This is a genomic window from Acidiplasma sp. (genome assembly GCF_038728925.1).
Taxonomy (GTDB): Archaea; Thermoplasmatota; Thermoplasmata; order Thermoplasmatales; family Thermoplasmataceae; genus Acidiplasma; species Acidiplasma aeolicum.
In genome coordinates, this window is sequence record NZ_JAVYSZ010000008.1 from 43590 (window position 1) to 63196 (window position 19607).

Below are 19607 nucleotides of genomic sequence, written 5' to 3' on the forward strand. Positions count from 1 at the left end.
TTTTATAAGTTAAGGCTTGAGCTGTGCCCACCAAAGATTGATGCCTCAGGGTTAAGATACTTCTTTATTATATTAATGGCCATGTATGCATCCCCACCCTCAACTGCAATCAATGGGTGTATTGGTTCCCCGGCTATGGAGGCAACGTCACCAACAGCATATATTCCTGGAATATTTGTTTCAAATCTATTATTCACCATAATGTTTCTTTTATTTGGGCTTGTCTCAAGGTTTATTGATTTAAATAGGTTTGCCTTGCCCACATGGCCTATCGCTATGACCAGCCTGTCCAGTTTTAATATTTTATCTGTATTATCATTTACATTATGCAGTGTAACATTTTCAAGCACGGAATTCCCCGAAATCTTTGAAACGCTGGTATTCATTATGAATTCAATTTTCTGGTTTTTTCTTGCATTTTCAAGGGTCTTCTCTGCAGCCCTGAATTTTTCACTATGATGTATTACATAAACCCTGGAAGCCACCTCCGCAAGTTCGTTTGCATAATCAATGGCAGCATCACCACCTCCCACCACTCCAACAACGGTATCCTTAAATTTTTCTATGTCCTTAACAGTATAACTTAAGCCTTTGTTAAGATAATCATCCTCTCCCGGGCACCCTATTTTCCTTGGTGTGAAATCTCCCATGCCGGTACATATTAATACAGCACGTGATGAATACAATTTTTCACCATTAACCTCCACATTGAACCCATTATCAGTTTTTATTATATCTGTAACCTTGGAATTAAATAAAATCTCATTGCCAAACATTCTTGCCTGTTCCTCCATCTTATCCCTTAATTCCATTGCGTTTATTCTTGGTATTCCCTGAACATCATAAACTGTTTTCTCAGGGTAAAGCTCTGGTATCTGTCCGCCACTGTAATCAAGCGCTTCAAGTGTAAGGCTCTTTATATCCCTCAGGCCGGCCAGGAATGTTGAGTAAAGACCAATAGGACCGGCACCAATTATTATCAACTCATAGTTTTGCATATGACTACATTAGGTTTTACTACAAAAATTTTAGTATTAAAATGTATAAATAGAGCTACCATTTTCCTGAGATGCACACTCTATTGTTCTATATTTTTTTCCACGGTTGCCTAGATATGACTTGGCATATGATAGGGCTATATCTGGTGTATTATTATTCTCACTAAGATGTGTAAGTATTATATGTGTATTTTCTGAGGCTGATTCGAACAGGGCATCGGCACTCTGTTCATTGGATAAATGGCCGTACTCACTTAAAATTCTTCTTTTTAATGGCTCCGAATACTTACCGTTGATTAACATATTGTAATCATAATTTGATTCAAGGGCAAGTATATCAGAATTTTTTATGCAGTATAATAAATCATCTGAAACCCTGCCAAGGTCAGATACAACAGCCATTTTAATGTTTCTATTTTTAATTATATAAACCACAGGGTCAATGGCATCATGGCTTACACTTACAGGTATTACTGAAAAATTTCCAATTGCAGTTTCATCATTTATTTTAAAGCCGGATATATTCAATCTTTCAAGTGTTCCAGGCCTGGAATATATATCTGCACCTATATTTTTAGAAATGGTTTTGGCCCCTGAGGCATGGTCGGAATGCTCATGGCTGATAAATATAGATTTTTCCAGATCATCAAAATTAAATGATGCAGTTTTGGTCCTGAATTTTCTCAGGCTAATACCCGCATCAATTATTATTAAATCATCCTCATCCCATATTAATGTTGAATTGCCCTTGCTTCCTGAGGCAATCATAAGGAAATTTATCATGGTTCATAATATTATTATTGTATTATAGATTTTTTATTTAAAAATAAAATAATATTGCTTTATAATAATGTTTATATATTTACCTTAAATATATCCCCCTGATAATCATGGATGATCTATCACCTAATGCACAGAAAGTTTATGATGCCATGAAAAAAATTGGCGCGGTTTCAGAAAGCAAATTAAAGACAGCAGACGATATTATGAAGGCTGCAGGTCTGGGCAAATCAATGATAACTGCATCATTGCAGGAATTAATGGATAAAAAATATGTAAAAAGGGTGGCAAGGCAAAAAAGTGCCGGGTATTTTATAACAAAATAAATTTTTGTATTTTATTTTTATAAATAAATATTTAAATAGTTTTATCTCTTTATTAATATGCACCTATGAAGACATTAATTTTAAACATCGACCGGGATAACGATTACGGTATGAAGGCCGGTATTACCGGACCGATTATTGGATATAATAACTGCTACAGGGCAGCCACTGCCCTGATAACAAAGGACCCCGAAGATTCTGATTCAAACGCACTTTTTGGTGCACTAAAACATTACCAGGAATTAAAGGATAAGGGAGAAAATGTGGAAATAGCACTAATCACCGGTGATAGTGACGTTGGGGAAAAATCAGATGAGATTCTGAGCCTTCAGCTTGATGAGGTATTAAACATGGAACATTATGATGATTTAATCCTCATTTCTGACGGTGCCGAGGATGATTATATAACACCAATAATAGCATCACGAATTAAGATAAGGTATGTTAAGCATATTATAGTAAGGCATAATGAAAATATTGAATCCACATATTATTATATTGTTAAAGCCTTTAAGGATAAAAAAGTTTCAAGGAAGTTCACCGTGCCTGTTGGTCTGCTTTTACTCAGCTATGGTATTGCACTGCTAATATTTACTGTATATTCCATGATAATAAGCAGGTCATATGTTATTATACCATCAAGCGGTGCAATTATGCTTGTTACAATAGTTATAGGTTCCTATTTTATTTTAAAGGATGCGGATATAAGGCCAAAAATTGTAACAGTATTAAGCGCTTTAAAGGAATATTCAGAAGAAACAAAGATATCCATGCTATCATATGTGGTGTCCTTCTTTATAATAATTATAGGCATTGCATATACATATGAGCAGACACTTAAAACAGTACCATTGTTAAATAAAATTCTGGTTTTTCTGGCAATAATTTCATGGTGGGTTTACGGGTCTTACCTATCAAGATCATTATTTGAGGCCTTTGATATATCATTTATTAGCAAGGCTGGAAGGCTCTCAAAAATATGGTACGGCGTATCATTTTCAATAGCCCTAGAGTTAATTACCTACGGAATGATAAATTATATAAGATATGTTGTGGGCTTTATAAAATTTTCATCTTTTATGATCTACTTTGTCTATCTGATAGCCGGGATTATTATGGCCCTCGTCACAGCAGTAATACATAAGTACCGTTCAACAATAAAATCAAAGCAAAAATCATTATTTGGTGTAAAATGAATTTAATACAATGGTTAAAAATATATGAGGATATAACAGACTCATTGGGGATAAACCGCAATGAAGATTTAATATCATCATTTATTCTTTCAAATTATATTAACAGCAATGAAAATTTTTTAAAAAAATACCATGGTAAAAATTTCTTTATAGTAGGAAATGGAAAAAACATGCCTGAAGGATTAAATTCAATATCTGGCGGTGTGGTTATTGTTGCCGATTCAGCAGTAACAAGATTCCATGAATATGCATCAATTAAGCCCGATATAATTGTTACAGACATGGATGGTGACATTAATTTAATTCATAATTATTATAAAAATGGTACTGATTTAATAATACATGCTCATGGGGATAATATTAATAAAATACTCAAGTATTCATCGAAATTCCCAAGGGCAATGGGAACCACACAGAACATACCCATAAAAAACATAAAAAATTATTTTGGATTTACTGATGGGGACAGGTCAGCATTTCTTGCAAAGTATCTTAATGCTTCCAGTATAATATTGATTGGATTCTGTTTCAAAGAGGTTACCATAAAGCCATACTATGACGAAAATTCCATAGCATTTAAGAAAAAAAAGTTATTTTGGGCAAGGAAACTTCTTGAAATACTTGCCAGCGAAAGGCATAAAAAATTCATTGAATCAAGTGTGATTGAGATTTAGTTTTTTGTAATTATTTTGCCATCCCTGTATATAACAGGATAATTATACATATCAACCTTTATTGAATAGTCTATATCATGACCCGCACCCATAATCTTTAATCTTTTTGCTCCATGACTGTTTATAATTTTATTTATATAATCATCAATATTTACCTCATTTCCCTCAAGCCTGCTTTTAAGCATTTCTGCATAAATATAATCCTCATCAGATTTACCATCCGGTCTGTTAGATACCACAAGGGAAATATTTTCATTATCTTTAATGGCATTATAGGTTGCCGTGAAATTTATAAATGAAGAAATATAGATATCTCCAGGATATTTGATAAGCTTGAATAGCACCTTAATACCGTTTGTTGATGTAAATAAGACTATTTTTCCAGAAAGGTCAGCATTCATAATGGAGTATGGTGAATTTTCAAAATTAAACCCGGGTATTTTTAATCCAAATCTTTCCCCACTGGTAATATAATCCTGATTCTTATTTTTTAATTTTCTTGTCTCTGTTATGGTTCTTACCGGAATTACATATTTTGCACCACGGTATAAAATTAATGGAATTGTCGTTGTAGATCTAAAAATATCTATTAGAACTTTTGTTGAACCGTCAAAAATTTTTTCTTTTCGCCCATCAACTATATTTACATTCATCTGTATTGTATAATATATAAATATAAGTTATTTTTTATAGGAGCATAAATTTTCAAAAACTATTATGTAATTTTTATAATTGTTAAACATTTTAAAAAAGAAAAATATTAAAAATATGTTTATAATATGGTATAATCAAAAGGTGTAACATATGGTTGCTGTTAAAACAATGGTTGAGGGAGGTAAAGCCACAACTGGCCCGCCTCTTGGTCCGGCCCTTGGACCTCTTGGGCTCAATCTCGGACAGGTTGTTAAGGATATAAACGAGAAGACAAAATCCTTCGCGGGGATGCAGGTGCCTGTAACCGTAAATGTTATAGACCCCACCACAAAAAAATATGAGATAATAGTGGGTGTGCCCCCAACATCCGCCCTCCTAAAGAAGGAGGTCGGAATAGAAAAGGGATCAGGAAATGTAAAGGAAAAAATAGCTGGCAATGCGACACTTGAACAGATAAAAAATGTTGCAAAGGCCAAGAAACCATCATTACTTTCATACAATATGAAAGGAGCTGTTCTGGAGGTTTTGGGAACTGCTGTTTCCCTTGGAATAACAGTGGAGGGGCAGAGCCCAAAAGAGATACAGAAAAAAATAAAGAACGGCGAAATAGAAATAGGTGAATAATAATGGCCGGTGGAGTAATTAAAAGCATACAGGAAGCAAAACAGGGAAAGGAAAGAAAATTTAAGGAAAGCCTTGAGCTTGCCTTTAATCTAAAGGATGTTGATATGTCGGACCCCAAAAACAGAATCAATGAGGAAATAATACTTCCCGGGGGTCGTGGCAAGGATATTAAGGTTGCGCTCATAGCCAGTGATGAAATGAGGCTAAAGGCACAAAATGCCGATTATAAATACAGTCTTGAGGATTTAAATAATTTTATAGACGATAAAAAGGCATTTAAAAAGCTTGTAAATAAAATAGACTTCTTTGTGGCTGAATCCACAATGATGGGGTCTATTGGTAAAAGTCTTGGTATAATACTGGGACCCAGGGGTAAGATGCCAAAACCCGTGCCTCCAGGCCAGGACCCAACACAGTTGATAGAAAATCTTAAAAAAAGTGTAAGGGCGCGCAGCAGGGACAAAAGGACTTTCCATGTTCCCATAGGCGTTAAGGATATGCCCGACGATGTGATTTCCCAGAATTTGAATGCAGTTGTTAAAAGGGTTATATCACATCTTGAGAAGGGAAAAAGCAATCTTGCGTCTGTGTACATAAAATCTACCATGGGCAAGGCTGTAAACATAGATTTGGGTGATATAGAATGAGCGAGCCAGCAAAATGGAAGGTTGAATTGGTAGATTCGATTACCAACGAAATAAACAACAGCCCGGTTGCAGCTGTTGTTAGCATAAAGGGCTTAAGAAACAAGGAATTCCAGAAGATCAGAAACGATCTGAGGTCAGATGCACATATTAAGGTCATGCGTGCAAGGCTCCTGCAGAGGGCCTTTAAAAATAGCAATAAAAAAAGCATAGGGAACATGGCAGAATTTGCCAACGGACAGGTTGCACTTTTAACAACAAAGGAAACACCAAAATCAATATATGACATACTAGAATCAAAAAGAACAAAGGCAGCAGCCAGAGGCGGTGAAATAGCAGAGGATGATATAATAATAGAGCCAAAGGAAACAAATTTTCCACCAGGCCCAATGATAACTGTATTTCAGAAGGCAGGTATACCAGCAGGTATTGAAAAGGGTAAGATTGTAATAAAAAGTGAGGTAAAACTCGTAAAGAAGGGAGAGGTCATAACAAAGGATAAGGCACAGATACTTGAAAAACTTGAAATACTCCCTGTTACAGTTGGACTTGACCTTCTCTCTGCATATGAGGATGGCATTATATTCACAAGGGATGTGCTATCAATTACCGTTGAGAGCATAATGGCAGATCTTTCAAAGGCATTCTTCGGTGCAAAAAATATTGCAATGGAAATTAAATATCTCGTACCGGAAACTGTTAAAGAATTTATTTCAAAGGCATATCTGGAGGCACAGGAACTTGCATTAACCACAAACTTTGTGGACGAAAAGAACATTGAAATCTTTATAAGGAAGGCTGCAATAAATGCTGGCGCAATTAATGCGTTAACAAATAAAGATTTAAATAATGAAAACATAGAGGATAAAAAGGAAGAAAAGAAAGAAGAAAGCAAGGAGGAAAAATCTGAAGATGATGCAGCTTCAGGACTCGGAGCTTTATTTGGATAAGGAGGTAGTTTGAATGGAATATATATATGGAGCATTGTTACTCCACACAGCTGGAAAAGAAATAGATGAGGAGAACTTGAAGAAGGTACTCGAAGGCGCAGGAGTTACTGCTGATGAGGCAAGATTAAAATCTCTTCTTGAAAGCATGAAAAATGTGAATATAGATGAGGTTCTTAAAAATGCAGCAGCAGCTCCAGTAGCCGCAGCAGCACCTGCACCGGCAGCATCTGAGAAGAAGGAAGAGAAGAAAGAGGAGAAAAAGAAGGAAGAAAAGAAAGAGGAAGCAGAATCAGATGCAATGGCTGGACTAAGCTCTCTGTTTGGATAAATATATAAATGAATTAATATGAATTTAAATAATTTTTTTTGGTTATTAATAAAATATATTATACCACTTGCAATTTTAATTTACTCTCTTATAAGGTTTAACTCATTTTTACTGCTTATATCAATAATATGGCTGATTTCCTCCATTGGGGTAACAATAATGGATGCTGATATAAAAAATAATTTTATTTCCGATTAAATATAACAAATATAAAAATTATATTAGATTCAATTCTTTGAGTTTATCATAAACCTCTTTTGCATGGTCCTTTGGTGTAACCTTTGGAAATACATATACTATTTTTCCCTTATTTATTATATAGGTCACACGCTTTGCGGTTGACAGCCCAAGAACTCCGTAATCCTTAACTATTTTCTTTTCCTTATCTGAAACAAGTGTAAAATTTAATCCTTGCTTTTCCTGAAACCTTTTATGCGATTCTGGTGAATCGACGCTGACACCAAGAACCGTCACGCCATTTTCATTAAAAAGGTCTATATTATCTCTGAAATTCTTTGCCTCCACGGTGCATCCTGGGGTGTTATCCTTTGGATAAAAATAAAGAACCACCGTCTTATCGGCAAAATCGCTCAATTTTACCCTGTTCCCATCCTGATCTGTGGCCTCAAAATCCGGTGCAGTATCGCCAACATTTAATAATTCCATGATTATATATAATTAATAAATTAATAATATTTTTGTATTTTTTTAAAATAATTTCATGATCTGATCATTCATATAATGTATTATTTTAACAGCCTCTCCCTTTTTATTCCTCATTATATTTTCACCATCATCCATTGCAATTCCCAGTGCAATATAATAACCCTTACTGCTTTTTATATAAACTGTATCCCCTTTTTTAATATTAATATCCATATCTATAATGCCGGGTGCGAATAGGTTTGAACCATTATTTATATGGGGTTCTGCCCCTGAATCTATAACCACCACCCTGTCCTTTGGCTTAATGTAATTAATAAGGTATATTGTTGGCATATCATTGACTATCACAGGTCTGCCCATATAATAATATATTTTATCCTTCTTTTTTTCCTCAACCTCAATATTTTCAAGTCCTGATATGTCCATGCCCTTTGCTGCCATCTTGTCCCTTAATTCTTTATAATCTTTTTTTGATATTACATGTTTAGACATAATTAATCAATTATGGCTTTTAATTTATTTAACTCTTTGTTAATCTCAGTGCCATTTATTATGTTCTTCATATATGGGTATATTAGCTCTCCAAGTTTTTCCTCACTGTCAGAGAAACGCCACCCCTCATTCTTTCCAAGAACAGAAAGAAATGCAGAGTATATCCCCTTTTTTATTGGGCTATCCACTGATCCCCTCTGGCCATACACTATCCCCGCCTCCTCACCGTGGCTAAAATATTCTGTAATCAGCCCTATTAAAAATCCAGAATTTTCAGACCAGGGCTTTACTATTTTATTTTCCGCATTTTTCCTGTTTTTAATATCTGCAGCCATATTCATTATCTCAAGTGGACCACCTTTTAGTTTTTTTATTTCATCATCATTTAAACCATACATCAGTTTAATTATTTCATTTTTATATCGGGGAAATAGAAATTCAAATATTTTCCTCTGGTTAGCGTTTTCCAGATAAAATCCTGTTTTTGATTCCCTTAATTTATCCTTGATAAAATCTGAAATTTTTGGGTCAAAATTTAATATTTTTACAAAATCCTCAACACCATAATTTTTATTATCTATTACAAAGAGTGCATTATTTTTTACATAATTAATCTTGAATTTTTTTATTTTTGAAAAGAACGTTCTGCCATCTATGTTATTATTTATATACTCAAAAACTGTACCTTTATCATCATCGATGAATTCAAGAAAATCAGTTTTAATATCAAGATTGTAATCGTACATTGCAATGTGTTTAAATAATAAATATGGTATGTTCTGCTGAAAATCCTCATAAATAATAATTTTTATGTTAAACAAATTAAACTCCATTTTATTTCCGGAGGTCCCAAATATAACATCACCATTTTCTATTTTATATTGAAGTTTTTCATCATTTAATATATCCTTAAGGGTTTCTATATTAATCATGTTTTTACATGTTGCCTGAAAAAAATTGGACGAGGAATAAACGTTTAATTTTTTGTTTTTTATAACATTTTTAAATGCAAGCAGCCTGTAAACAGCATTGTTGTAATTTTGAACCCCTGATAATATATACTCATCGGAATTTCCCCTTTTGCAGAATGATACAGACCCATAATTCGTTTTTATTATTCCGGTTAATGGAACCCTCTCATTTTCCAGTATTTTATAGGATTCTGATATGGCACTGAGCAGCTGGTCTGCGGAATTAAAATATTTTCCAAAATTTTTGTTCTGCATCATGGCCTCAATCTTTTTTTTATAAGATTTTACCGGGCAGAACATGCAGCTATCGGTGCATTCAGGAAGTATAACAAGTGGGTCTTCAAAAAATTTTTTTATATTATCAATAAATTTTCTTTCACTATCTGCTGAATTACTTTTAATTTTCATGCCTTATCAAGATTTCTAATGGCCTCAGCCTTTACCGTTACCGGTATTGGTACCATGGATTCTATTAACTGGACTGTTACCTCCTCCCTGGCGGCATCTATTGATGTTATCTTTGCCCTTTCGCCCTTGAATGGCCCCTCAACAATCTCCACAAGGGCTCCCATTTCAAGGCCCGTAACCGCTGGCTTTGGTGTAAGGTATTTTTCTATCTCTGATATATCTATTTCACCGGAAACCAGGCCCTTAAATCCCCTTATCTGCCTTGCCAGAAGCTCAACGCGGTCCACATGCATGGTTTCGATAAAGAAGTATCCCTTTATTTCATATGGAGACATTATTGCCATTATTTCATTTTCAGCATTTGGGTTGCTCTTTTTTCTATCGTCCTTGTCCTTCTCCCCATGATTTGAAAGGTCTATGGCAATATCAAGTTCCTTGCCTATTGTACATTTTGCTATTATTATTACCGGTCTTAAAATTACCTTAAATATTTTATTATACTTATTTATGCCATCCTCTGAATTTATTGTTAGATTTACTGTGAGTGAGTCATTCATATACCCCCCTCTTGGGGTATCTATCTCTAAATTCAGATCGCGGCTTTTATTTCCCTCTATATCAAAATCCTCATTTATTTCTTTATTATCCTTTGGGGACAAATTATAATCATTTTTTAATTTAATCTTCCATTCTATTAATGGATCTTTCTGATTGAAGCTGCATTTTATATTTACATTAAACTTTCTTTTTACATTCTGAATGTTTTTAACAGTTAAATTTAATGGTATTAAACTGCTATCAGTATCCTTTTCCTCCCTCTTCTTAATTTTCTTATTGCATCCCGCATTTATTTCATCACCAATATTTGATTCCAGCCATTCAAATTCCTGTTCCATTAAAACTCACCTAAAACACTATCTGCATTATATAATATATAATAAAACCTATTAATCCTAAAAGAATAATTCCAACACCTGCTATAAGGGATATTTTAGTGTATTCCTCACCTGTTGGTTTTTTGGCCATTTTTAAAATCCTTGAATATTTTCCCTTGCCTATTCCCTGAAATCTTCTCTCTATTTTCTCCTGCTGCTCGATTAGCCTGTCCTCAACGGTCTTTTTGTCCTGAGTAGTTTTATCCATCATATTGATAAGACAAACATAAAATAAAATCTTTTCTAAATTGTATTAAAATTCTTTATAAAAACATTAAAGCATACAAAAATTAAAAAATAAAAAAAGTAGTGTAAGGCAAAGCTGCCTTTTCATGGAGGTGATCCATCCGCAGGTTCCCCTACGGATACCTTGTTACGACTTAACCCTCCTCACCGACATCAGATTTGACTTAACCCTCTCGAATTAAGCCTCATCCAACACCAACTCGGATGGTTTGACGGGCGGTGTGTGCAAGGAGCAGGGGCATGTTCACCGCGGGTTGTTGACCCGCGATTACTACGGAATCCAGATTCATGAGGGCGAGTTACAGCCCTCAATCCTAACTATGGACGGGTTTCGCGATTAGCTTCCCCTTTCGAGGTTGCAACGCATTGTCCCGTTCTTTGTAATGCGCGTGTAGCCCGGGAAATTCGGGGCGTACTGACCTGCCGTCGACCGCTCCTTCCTCCATCTTAGCGATGGCGGTCTCTCTAAAGTGCATGTATATTCGCATATACATTAGCAATTAGAGATGTGGGTCTCGCTCGTTATCACACTTAAGTGAACGCCCTACGGTACGAGCTGACGACGGCCATGCACCACCTCTCCTGCTATCGAGTAAACTCGTCAGGTTGACTCTCATCCACAGGTCGTTCCCGGTGAGTTTTCCGGCGTTGAATCCAATTAAACCGCACATTCCTCCCGTTGCGGTGCTCCCCCGCCAATTCCTTTAAGTTTCAGTCTTGCGACCATACTTCCCAAGCGGCCCACTTAACACCTTCGCTCCGACACTGCCTTCCCTCAACGGAAAAGCAACATCAAGTGGGCAGTGTTTACAGCTAGGACTACCCGGGTATCTAATCCGGTTTGCTACCCTAGCCTTCGTTCCTCACCGTCAGATTCGTTCTAGTTAAACGCCTTCGCCACCGGTCGTCCTTCCAGGATTACAGGATTTTACCCCTACCCTGAAAGTACGTTTAACCTCACCCGATCTCAAGTTTTGCAGTCTCTTCAGGCCTTCTGAAGTTAGGCTTCAGGATTTACCTGAAGATTTACAAAACCGGCTACGAACGCTTTAGGCTCAATAAAAGTGACCACCACTTGTGCTGCGGGTGTTACCGCGGCGGCTGGCACCCGTCTTACCCAGCACTTATTCCTTATACTTTTTAGGTATAAGAAAAGTCTTGGCTATGCCAAGACACTCAAGCTCCCCGTGTCGCGCTTTCGCGCATTGCACAGTTTTCGCGCCTGCTGCGCCCCGTAGGGCCTGGACTTATGTCTCAGAGTCCATCTCCGGGCTACCCCTCCCAGGGCCCGTACCCGTCTAAGGCTAGGTGGTCCGTTACACCACCTACTACCTGATAGGCCGCAGACTTATCCTTGGGCGTCGAAACTTTCATTGCCTAAACCTTCCAGTTTTAAGCAACTATAAGGTATTAGCCTCAGTTTTCCGAGGTTATCCCTTTCCCAAGGGTAAATTATCCACGTGTTACTGAGCAGTATGCCGGCATCTTACGATACCTTGACTCGCATGGCTTAGTCGGAACTTGATAGCAGTGGCCGCCGGCAGGATCAACCGGAGTTAATCCTACCTCCACTTTTATTGTTAAAGAAATTAGCGGCTTTGCCTTACATATCGGAACCCATTATTCAAATGGGAACTTCATCTCTGCCAACCCTGGAAAATAGATTTCATCCAAATGCATTTTCATGCATATTATCCATCTATCCGTTTGAGATTGGTTTTGTGCTACTATTAGTAATTACATATCTGTATATAATATTTTTCAATTTTAGAGATTTTATAAATTAATAAAAAATTTTAAAATAATTATATTACCTACAATATAAATTATTACAATACTGTAATTTAAAACATTCTCAATTAAATTTATAAAAAATTCATTTTTAATTTTCCAGATATTAAACTTAATTAAGATTTTTTTATGACTATATTTCAGTATTAAATCGTATATCAGCGCCAAGTTTTTTCAGGTCATTTAGGAATGAGGGGTAACTCTTATTTATGGCCTCGATATCGCCATATCTTGTTTTTGACCCTGCAATTATTCCGGCTATTATGGCACTCATTACCATTCTATGGTCACTGTAAATTAATGTGTCAGGATTCTTAATACCACCGGGGTGAATGAACATAAAATCATCTTTAATTTCAGCAATCCCGCCAAATTTTTCAACCATGTCCAGAATATTAAGATAACGGTTAGATTCCTTAATTTCCAGCCTCTGATAATTTTTAATGATAACCCCATTTTTTGAAAATATGCCTATTACAGATGCAACTGGTGCAAAATCAGGAGTTGCTGATACATCAACAACAACTGTTTTTATTTCATATGCCTTATTTATTTTTATATAATCATCAAAAATTTCTATGCATCCGGCTGCATCATTGAGTATTTTAATTATTCCACTATCAGGCTGCAGGCTGTTTTTTTTGAGATTTTTTATTAATATATTTCCTGTAAAGATGCCAAGAACCATAAAATATGACGCTGATGAGTAATCACCCTCTATATGAATGTCATTTTTTGATTTCAGATATCCATCTATGATAAATTTGTTATTCTCACGCTTAATATTAATACCAAAATCTTCCAGTGTTTTTACTGTTATATCCATATATTTTTCTGAAACCATGGAATCTATGCCAAAACATGCACTTTTAAAAAATGAGTAATAAAAAAGCATGGCGCTTGCAAACTGTGAACTTTTTGATGCATTTAAAGTGCAGTAAACATTACCTGAATTTGTTGCATCTATTTTATAAAACCCCTCACTGTTTTTATAAAAAATTGATCCAGTATTTTCAAGGCATGAAATAAGGTCTTCAACTGGTCTTTTGGCAAGGGCAGGTTTTCCAGATATCTCCGTGGTGCACTTCCTTCCTGCCAGCAATCCCAGTGAAAGCCTGTACGATGTTCCAGATTCACCAACATAGATTTTTTTTGGGCATTTAAAATCAGGAGTTATTTTTACATCCCTCCTTTGATATTCAATATGGGCATTGCAGCTTTTTGCTATATCTATTGCAATAAGCTCATCATCACAGTATGATATATTCCTTAATGTTACTGGTTTTCCAGAAAATGCAGAGTAAAGGACATACCTCTGTGTAAAACTCTTTGATGATGGGGCCTCCACGATGCCACCAATTTCTCCAGGCTTCACTTCAATAATCATTGATATATTATATTAATTCCATCATTATTAATTCTGCTTTTGATTATATTATAATTCTTGTAACTAAATTTTGAGGCTGCATTATCACGATCCTCATTATCCTCATATATGGCAAATACAGCAGGACCCTTACCACTTATTCCGGAAAAAATTGCCCCAGATCCAAGAAAATAATTTATTATTTCAGGGTCATAGCCGAAAAGGGAGCCAAAAAGGTATCCATTAAGAACCATGGTTTCATAAACATATTTACTGTTTAAGAGCAATTCCAGTTTCTGTATATATTTTTTATATTTTTTAAAATCAATATCTTTCATATCATATGTACTTCTATGATAAAATTTGGGATATGCTATTATCACCGGTGTATTCTCTATTTTTATCCTTCTTATAAGTCTAAAATCAAAGTTATCTGTAACTGTTAATCCTCCATAATAACACATTGAAATATCATCAAGTGCACCGGTTATTGATGTTTTATTTTTAAGTGATATTTCGGCTGCCGATCTTAATAATTCATCCTCCTTTAAATATATACGATTTAGCCTTAATATTGCGTACAGTAATGATAATGTCATTGCACTGCTGCTTTTTAATCCCACTGACTGAGGTATCTGGCTCTTTATTTCAACAGAATATTTTTTATTTATACTGTATTTATTCCTGATTATCTCCAATGTTTCTAATATCTTTTGATCACCTATTTTATCTGAATCAGATTCTATTACAGTTGTGTACATTGGCAAATCCAGTGAAATTGCTGACCCAATACCATCCACAAATGCTGAAATTACAGAAAGCCCTCCATTGGTTTTAACAATCATTCAATAGAAATAATATTAAGTTACTTAATTATTTTTTCATTAAATAACAATTTAAATTCCTGATAGTCAATAGATAAATTATAAAGTTTTTTTAATGTTTCAAGACCTTGGCCAATGAATAAATCTACACCATTGACGGTGCTGCATCCCTTATTTTCAGCAAGGGCTAAGAATTTAGTTTTCTGTGGATTGTATATCATATCAATGGCTGTGGATTTATGCATAATCTTGGATCCATCAATTGGGGACTTAATGTCAGGAAATGTTCCAACAGGCGTGCAGTTTATTATAATATCATATTCTGGCATCAGCTCATCATATGCTATTAGGTTATCAAAAAAATTTTTATTCTTTTTATTTTCTAAATTTCTTGTGGCGTTAAAGACAGTGCATTTGTAATTACTTTTAAGCGCATAATAAACCATTCTGGCCGTTCCACCTGTGCCCAGTATTAATATTTTTTTGCCATTGGGGTCAACTTTATTATGCTTAAGAGAAAATAAAAAACCGTTATAATCGGCATTGTATCCATATAATTTTCCTGAACAGTTCTTAACGAGGTTTACAGCACCTATGCCTGATGCGGTATCATCTATAACATCAAGGTATTTTAAAATAACTTCCTTATACGGGGCTGTTACATTGAATCCTAACAGGTTCTCACGTGCAAATCTTATAAAAACTGGTATATTTTCCATATCAAGGTCTATACTAAGGTAAATAGAATTAATGTTATTTTTTTTGAATATTTTATTATATATGTACTGTCCGGCAGAATGTGTTACTGGTTTTCCTATAAGTGCGGATGCATTCATTTTTTTACCTCAAGAAATTCAGAAAAATACCTTTTGATTTCTGATACTTCAACAGCCTCTGTATGTGATTTTCCAATCCTGTCAAGAACAATAAGATTAATTTTGCCAGATTCCATTTTCTTATCATTTAAAATATATTTTATTATAATATCCGGATCAAAATTTTTAAAATTTAATAATGGGATTCTATAATTTTCCAGAATTGTAATTATTTCATCATAAAAATTTTCAGATAGGCCCATTTTATATGCTATATAATTCTCGGCAAGCATACCATTTGCAATTGCGGTTCCATGGGAAACATCATTACTGGTAAATGATTCTATTGCGTGTCCTACTGTATGGCCGAAATTTAAAAGATATCTGATCTTATTTTTATCAAAAAAGTCTCTTGAAACAATGTTAAGTTTTATCTTATTGCTTTTATATATTATATTCTCCAGATCATTCTGGTTAAAAATTGTGTCCATGTTATTATTTCTAAGATAATTATAGAAATTTTCATCATTGATGATCGCCATTTTAATAATCTCTGCCATGCCATCATTTAAAAGCGATTTATCGGAATTTAATAAAAAATCTGTATCATTGAATATATATTTTGGATTATAAAATGTTCCAATAACATTTTTAATGCCGCTAAAATTTATGGCGTTCTTGCCACCTATGGAAGAATCAACCTGTGCCAGAAGTGTTGTTGGAACCGCAACCAGATTTATTCCCCTTTTATATACCGATGATGCAAATCCGGTTAAATCGCCAACAGTTCCACCACCAATATATGATACTGTATCTGATCTTTCAATATTTAAATCTATCAGTTTTTTAACTATAAATCTTAGATATCTTAAATCCTTTATTGATTCTCCATCATGCATGTAAATCTTTATAGATTTAATTTTTTTTAATTTGTTACGGTATCCGGACAGGGATTTTGAAACAAAGCTAACATTTCTTCCATATATGTTATTGTTTATATAATCTTCAAGACCTGAACCTATATAAATGTTAATTTTACCTCCATTTATGTCCGCGCTTATTTGTTTCATTTTAATACGACTATAATTTTTCTTTATTTAAATCTATTTTTATTTTAATAATTAATATCCGTATTAAAAATATAAATATACGCTTCAAATAGACATACACAATGGAAATTTATGGGCGTCTTAAAAAGATCGAAGATGTTTATTCTGAAAATTATATAAAAATAGAGAATCATGGAGTAATTTTTAATAATAAAACCGCTGCACTGGTTGGCATGGATGGTACCATTGACTGGGCATGCCTGCCAAATTTTGATTCAGAACCACTCTTCGATTCAATACTTGACGCAGACCGTGGTGGGTATTTTTCCATCAGACCGAATCGTTCTGGATTGATGGTGAATCAGTATTATGAGGAGCTCACAAATATATTGGTAACAGAATTTTATGATGAAAATGGAATAATAGTAAGAATAACTGATTTTCTTCCCGCATCAGAGTATGCAACAATAAACATGCCGGAAATACACAGATTTATTGAACCATTTGAGGATAATATTAAAATCACGATTAAAATTAAACCCAGTTTTAATTACGGTAAAATTAAACCTTCGGTGGAGCATAATAAAAACGGATATATATTTAGATCATTAAATAAGACAGTTGGGGTGTCAAGCAATTTTAATTTTAGGCAGGATGGGGATACAATATACGGAACCTTCCAGATGAAAAGAACTGGCTATAACTGGATTGTTGTTTCCACAGGCATAACGCATATAAATAATATTTTAGAATACAAATCAATAGAACGGTTAAACGAAACAAGAAAGTACTGGAAAGCATGGTCAAATAAGTTAAATTATGAGGGAATATATGGCAAATATGTCTTAAGATCGGCACTCACACTAAAGGGTCTATTTTATGACCCAACAGGCATGATGGTGGCAGCACCAACAACAAGCCTGCCCGAATCAATTGGTGGTGACCGAAACTGGGATTACAGATTTACCTGGATTAGGGATACTGCCTATGTTATAGAGGCCCTATCCTTAATTGGTTTAAACGGTGAGGCCACAAAATTTATCTATGATATCATGTATAAAATAAATAAGCAGAAGGCAATTAAAACAATTTATGAAATTAATGACGAATCCATATTAAAGGAAAAAGTACTTGATTATTCTGGCTACAGAAACTCAAGGCCTGTAAGGATAGGCAATAAGGCATCTGGCCAGTTTCAGCTGGATCAGTATGGCTCAATAATAAATGCTATTTACCACTTTTCACTGGCAGATGGAGTAATAACCACACAGTTATGGGACTTTGTTCTTGGCATTCTTGAAAAGCTTGAGGTAATATGGAAGTACCCTGATTCAAGCATATGGGAATTTAGAACAGAACCCAAACATTATGTTTATTCCAAATTAATCTCATGGTCTGCATTTCACAGGGCAATTTTAATGGGCAAAAAACTCGGATACTCTGCACCATATGAAACATGGAGAAAGGTGGAGAGAGAAATAAAGGAGGATATATTAAAAAATGGTTATAACAATGAAATGGAGTGCTTTGTCCAGTCCTATGGCTCCAAAAATATTGATGCATCACTTCTAAGACTTCCTTTAATGGATTTCCTTAATATAAAGGATAAACGTGTTATAAATACAATAAGGTGCATAGAATCAAATTTAATGACCCCAAACTACCTGTTTTTAAGATATAATAAGGACGATGGTTTAAAATCAATGGATAATCCATTTTTATTGCTAAGCTTCTGGTATGTGGAAGATCTTATTTTAATGGGCAGGACCGAGCATGCAAAAAAAGTTCTTGAAACGCTTTTATCAAAATCAAACCATCTTTACTTATTTTCTGAAGAGATAAATCCCGAAACTGGCAGCCTGCTTGGTAATTTCCCACAGGCAATTACACACCTGGGTGTGATTAGGGCCATTGCACGCCTTAATTCAGCACTTAAAGACTGATAAATAAACCATGCTTCATTATTAAATATCACATTTTTTTAATAATTAAATTAGCATTAAATATAAAAAAAATATATACTAATCTATGACAGGAAATATAAAAATCAATGAGCCGCCCCCAAGACCACAGATAGGCCCACCGGGAAAATCCCTTAAGTATAACGTTAAGCATACCATACTTGTTATGAGCGGTAAGGGGGGTGTTGGCAAATCAACTTTTTCCACAAACCTTGCCGTGACCCTCGCATCTCAGGGTTTAAAGGTTGGATTGCTTGATGCCGACATAAGCGGACCTGATGATGCAAAAATACTTGGCATTGAAAATGAAAAGATCTATGGAGATGAAAACGGGAAAATACTTCCGGTTGAGACGAAATATGGTGTAAATGTGATATCAATGGCAATGACCCTTCCAACATTTGACACACCTGTTATATGGAGGGGCTCCATAAGGCACAAGGCACTGCAGCAGTTCCTTGAGGACGTTAAATGGGATGGAAGGGATCTCCTTGTAATAGACCTGCCTCCAGGAACAGGTGATGAACCTTTAAGCATATGCCAGATGATACCAAACGCAGATGGTATAATAATAGTGATTACACCACAGGATGTTGCGTTACTGGATGCAAAAAAGGCCATAAATTTTGCAAGGAAGGTTAACATACCAATACTTGGAATAGTTGAAAATATGAGTGGATTTATATGCCCACACTGTGGTTACGAAACTGACATATTTAAGAAGGGTGGGGCTGAAAAAATAGCACAGGAATATAATATTCCATATCTTGGAAATATACCATTGATGCCCGAAATAGTTGAGGATTCCGATGCAGGAATTCCCGCAGTATCAAAAAATGAAAAATTAATGGAGTTTTTTAAAAAGGTATCAGAAAATCTTCTGAAAAATCTAAAGAATGATTAAATGAT

At 34.8% G+C, this 19607-nt stretch carries 21 protein-coding genes and 1 rRNA gene; 9 read left to right on the forward strand and 13 right to left on the reverse strand.

What is annotated here, in order from left to right:
* Nucleotides 1-2: 2 nt before the first annotated feature.
* Nucleotides 3-998, reverse strand: coding sequence for an NAD(P)/FAD-dependent oxidoreductase (locus QXW15_RS04580; protein WP_048101884.1), 996 nt, complete (start codon nucleotides 996-998; stop codon nucleotides 3-5).
* A gap of 36 nt (nucleotides 999-1034) precedes the next feature.
* Entirely contained in the window at nucleotides 1035-1781 is a 747-nt protein-coding gene (locus QXW15_RS04585; RefSeq protein ID WP_287950691.1) for an MBL fold metallo-hydrolase, read from the reverse strand.
* A 107-nt stretch (nucleotides 1782-1888) separates the two neighbouring features.
* Between QXW15_RS04585 and QXW15_RS04590 the strand changes: the two genes are divergently transcribed.
* The 3 genes from QXW15_RS04590 (at nucleotide 1889) to QXW15_RS04600 (ending at nucleotide 3974) form a co-directional block, all read left to right on the forward strand.
* On the forward strand, nucleotides 1889-2104 hold the full coding sequence (locus QXW15_RS04590) for a helix-turn-helix domain-containing protein (RefSeq protein ID WP_231563430.1): 216 nt from the start codon (nucleotides 1889-1891) through the stop codon (nucleotides 2102-2104).
* Between the two features lie 65 nt (nucleotides 2105-2169).
* A complete protein-coding gene (locus tag QXW15_RS04595) occupies nucleotides 2170-3300 on the forward strand; it encodes a DUF373 family protein (RefSeq protein ID WP_048101881.1) in 1131 nt (376 codons plus the stop codon).
* On the forward strand, nucleotides 3297-3974 hold the full coding sequence (locus QXW15_RS04600) for a 6-hydroxymethylpterin diphosphokinase MptE-like protein (protein ID WP_342790027.1): 678 nt from the start codon (nucleotides 3297-3299) through the stop codon (nucleotides 3972-3974). Before QXW15_RS04595 ends, QXW15_RS04600 begins: the two co-directional genes overlap by 4 nt.
* On the opposite strand, the gene QXW15_RS04605 is transcribed toward QXW15_RS04600, so the two are convergent.
* On the reverse strand, nucleotides 3971-4627 hold the full coding sequence (locus QXW15_RS04605) for a 2-phosphosulfolactate phosphatase (protein ID WP_342790028.1): 657 nt from the start codon (nucleotides 4625-4627) through the stop codon (nucleotides 3971-3973). The two genes, QXW15_RS04600 and QXW15_RS04605, sit on opposite strands and share 4 nt — an antisense overlap.
* Before the next feature lie 151 nt (nucleotides 4628-4778).
* Here QXW15_RS04605 and QXW15_RS04610 point away from each other — a divergent pair, with 151 nt between their 5' ends.
* Genes QXW15_RS04610 through rpl12p form a run of 4 tightly spaced genes read left to right on the forward strand, consistent with a single transcriptional unit; the run spans nucleotide 4779 to nucleotide 7174 of the window.
* Nucleotides 4779-5252: a 50S ribosomal protein L11 gene (locus tag QXW15_RS04610; protein WP_048101878.1), complete on the forward strand. Its 474-nt coding sequence runs from the start codon at nucleotides 4779-4781 to the stop codon at nucleotides 5250-5252.
* 2 nt (nucleotides 5253-5254) lie between these two features.
* The gene (locus tag QXW15_RS04615; RefSeq protein ID WP_048101877.1) at nucleotides 5255-5899 is read left to right on the forward strand and encodes a 50S ribosomal protein L1; all 645 of its coding nucleotides are present in this window, start codon (nucleotides 5255-5257) and stop codon (nucleotides 5897-5899) included.
* The gene (locus tag QXW15_RS04620) at nucleotides 5896-6846 is read left to right on the forward strand and encodes a 50S ribosomal protein L10 (protein ID WP_048101876.1); all 951 of its coding nucleotides are present in this window, start codon (nucleotides 5896-5898) and stop codon (nucleotides 6844-6846) included. The genes QXW15_RS04615 and QXW15_RS04620 overlap by 4 nt, the downstream gene beginning before the upstream one ends.
* Nucleotides 6847-6859: 13 nt before the next feature.
* A complete protein-coding gene (gene rpl12p / locus QXW15_RS04625; RefSeq protein WP_048101875.1) occupies nucleotides 6860-7174 on the forward strand; it encodes a 50S ribosomal protein P1 in 315 nt (104 codons plus the stop codon).
* 216 nt (nucleotides 7175-7390) lie between these two features.
* On the opposite strand, the gene QXW15_RS04630 is transcribed toward rpl12p, so the two are convergent.
* From QXW15_RS04630 to aroB, 10 genes are all read right to left on the reverse strand, one after another.
* Nucleotides 7391-7840: a peroxiredoxin gene (locus QXW15_RS04630; protein WP_048101873.1), complete on the reverse strand. Its 450-nt coding sequence runs from the start codon at nucleotides 7838-7840 to the stop codon at nucleotides 7391-7393.
* Nucleotides 7841-7882: 42 nt separating this feature from the next.
* A complete protein-coding gene (locus QXW15_RS04635) occupies nucleotides 7883-8332 on the reverse strand; it encodes a DUF1947 domain-containing protein (protein WP_052656804.1) in 450 nt (149 codons plus the stop codon).
* A 2-nt stretch (nucleotides 8333-8334) separates the two neighbouring features.
* The gene (locus QXW15_RS04640) at nucleotides 8335-9711 is read right to left on the reverse strand and encodes a hypothetical protein (protein WP_342790029.1); all 1377 of its coding nucleotides are present in this window, start codon (nucleotides 9709-9711) and stop codon (nucleotides 8335-8337) included.
* Nucleotides 9708-10607 (reverse strand): transcription elongation factor Spt5, encoded by a 900-nt coding sequence (locus QXW15_RS04645; RefSeq protein WP_342790030.1) that lies wholly within the window; start codon nucleotides 10605-10607, stop codon nucleotides 9708-9710. Before QXW15_RS04645 ends, QXW15_RS04640 begins: the two co-directional genes overlap by 4 nt.
* 10 nt (nucleotides 10608-10617) lie before the next feature.
* A complete protein-coding gene (locus QXW15_RS04650; protein ID WP_052656800.1) occupies nucleotides 10618-10854 on the reverse strand; it encodes a protein translocase SEC61 complex subunit gamma in 237 nt (78 codons plus the stop codon).
* A 125-nt stretch (nucleotides 10855-10979) separates the two neighbouring features.
* Nucleotides 10980-12449, reverse strand: a 16S ribosomal RNA gene (locus QXW15_RS04655).
* 367 nt (nucleotides 12450-12816) lie between these two features.
* Nucleotides 12817-14070 (reverse strand): 3-phosphoshikimate 1-carboxyvinyltransferase, encoded by a 1254-nt coding sequence (locus QXW15_RS04660; RefSeq protein ID WP_048101869.1) that lies wholly within the window; start codon nucleotides 14068-14070, stop codon nucleotides 12817-12819.
* Nucleotides 14067-14894 carry a shikimate kinase gene (locus QXW15_RS04665; protein WP_048101868.1) on the reverse strand — a complete coding sequence of 276 codons (828 nt, stop codon included), beginning with the start codon at nucleotides 14892-14894 and terminating at the stop codon, nucleotides 14067-14069. Before QXW15_RS04665 ends, QXW15_RS04660 begins: the two co-directional genes overlap by 4 nt.
* A gap of 20 nt (nucleotides 14895-14914) precedes the next feature.
* Nucleotides 14915-15709 carry a shikimate dehydrogenase gene (locus QXW15_RS04670; RefSeq protein WP_052656798.1) on the reverse strand — a complete coding sequence of 265 codons (795 nt, stop codon included), beginning with the start codon at nucleotides 15707-15709 and terminating at the stop codon, nucleotides 14915-14917.
* Nucleotides 15706-16758, reverse strand: a complete 1053-nt coding sequence (aroB, locus tag QXW15_RS04675; protein ID WP_054964376.1) for a 3-dehydroquinate synthase — start codon at nucleotides 16756-16758, stop codon at nucleotides 15706-15708. Before aroB ends, QXW15_RS04670 begins: the two co-directional genes overlap by 4 nt.
* Before the next feature lie 101 nt (nucleotides 16759-16859).
* Between aroB and QXW15_RS04680 the strand changes: the two genes are divergently transcribed.
* Both QXW15_RS04680 and QXW15_RS04685 read left to right on the forward strand, forming a co-directional pair.
* Entirely contained in the window at nucleotides 16860-18680 is a 1821-nt protein-coding gene (locus tag QXW15_RS04680) for a glycoside hydrolase family 15 protein (RefSeq protein WP_342790031.1), read from the forward strand.
* Between the two features lie 85 nt (nucleotides 18681-18765).
* Nucleotides 18766-19602 carry an Mrp/NBP35 family ATP-binding protein gene (locus tag QXW15_RS04685; RefSeq protein ID WP_048101866.1) on the forward strand — a complete coding sequence of 279 codons (837 nt, stop codon included), beginning with the start codon at nucleotides 18766-18768 and terminating at the stop codon, nucleotides 19600-19602.
* Nucleotides 19603-19607 lie beyond the last annotated feature (5 nt).

Bases quoted from the DNA above. Each gene is read 5' to 3' on its own strand.
- QXW15_RS04580 (WP_048101884.1), bottom strand. From the start codon at position 998: ATGCAAAACTATGAGTTGATAATAATTGGTGCCGGTCCTATTGGTCTT.
- QXW15_RS04585 (WP_287950691.1), bottom strand. From the start codon at position 1,781: ATGATAAATTTCCTTATGATTGCCTCAGGAAGCAAGGGCAATTCAACA.
- QXW15_RS04590 (WP_231563430.1), top strand. From the start codon at position 1,889: ATGGATGATCTATCACCTAATGCACAGAAAGTTTATGATGCCATGAAA.
- QXW15_RS04595 (WP_048101881.1), top strand. From the start codon at position 2,170: ATGAAGACATTAATTTTAAACATCGACCGGGATAACGATTACGGTATG.
- QXW15_RS04600 (WP_342790027.1), top strand. From the start codon at position 3,297: ATGAATTTAATACAATGGTTAAAAATATATGAGGATATAACAGACTCA.
- QXW15_RS04605 (WP_342790028.1), bottom strand. From the start codon at position 4,627: ATGAATGTAAATATAGTTGATGGGCGAAAAGAAAAAATTTTTGACGGT.
- QXW15_RS04610 (WP_048101878.1), top strand. From the start codon at position 4,779: ATGGTTGCTGTTAAAACAATGGTTGAGGGAGGTAAAGCCACAACTGGC.
- QXW15_RS04615 (WP_048101877.1), top strand. From the start codon at position 5,255: ATGGCCGGTGGAGTAATTAAAAGCATACAGGAAGCAAAACAGGGAAAG.
- QXW15_RS04620 (WP_048101876.1), top strand. From the start codon at position 5,896: ATGAGCGAGCCAGCAAAATGGAAGGTTGAATTGGTAGATTCGATTACC.
- rpl12p (WP_048101875.1), top strand. From the start codon at position 6,860: ATGGAATATATATATGGAGCATTGTTACTCCACACAGCTGGAAAAGAA.
- QXW15_RS04630 (WP_048101873.1), bottom strand. From the start codon at position 7,840: ATGGAATTATTAAATGTTGGCGATACTGCACCGGATTTTGAGGCCACA.
- QXW15_RS04635 (WP_052656804.1), bottom strand. From the start codon at position 8,332: ATGTCTAAACATGTAATATCAAAAAAAGATTATAAAGAATTAAGGGAC.
- QXW15_RS04640 (WP_342790029.1), bottom strand. From the start codon at position 9,711: ATGAAAATTAAAAGTAATTCAGCAGATAGTGAAAGAAAATTTATTGAT.
- QXW15_RS04645 (WP_342790030.1), bottom strand. From the start codon at position 10,607: ATGGAACAGGAATTTGAATGGCTGGAATCAAATATTGGTGATGAAATA.
- QXW15_RS04650 (WP_052656800.1), bottom strand. From the start codon at position 10,854: ATGGATAAAACTACTCAGGACAAAAAGACCGTTGAGGACAGGCTAATC.
- QXW15_RS04660 (WP_048101869.1), bottom strand. From the start codon at position 14,070: ATGATTATTGAAGTGAAGCCTGGAGAAATTGGTGGCATCGTGGAGGCC.
- QXW15_RS04665 (WP_048101868.1), bottom strand. From the start codon at position 14,894: ATGATTGTTAAAACCAATGGAGGGCTTTCTGTAATTTCAGCATTTGTG.
- QXW15_RS04670 (WP_052656798.1), bottom strand. From the start codon at position 15,709: ATGAATGCATCCGCACTTATAGGAAAACCAGTAACACATTCTGCCGGA.
- aroB (WP_054964376.1), bottom strand. From the start codon at position 16,758: ATGAAACAAATAAGCGCGGACATAAATGGAGGTAAAATTAACATTTAT.
- QXW15_RS04680 (WP_342790031.1), top strand. From the start codon at position 16,860: ATGGAAATTTATGGGCGTCTTAAAAAGATCGAAGATGTTTATTCTGAA.
- QXW15_RS04685 (WP_048101866.1), top strand. From the start codon at position 18,766: ATGACAGGAAATATAAAAATCAATGAGCCGCCCCCAAGACCACAGATA.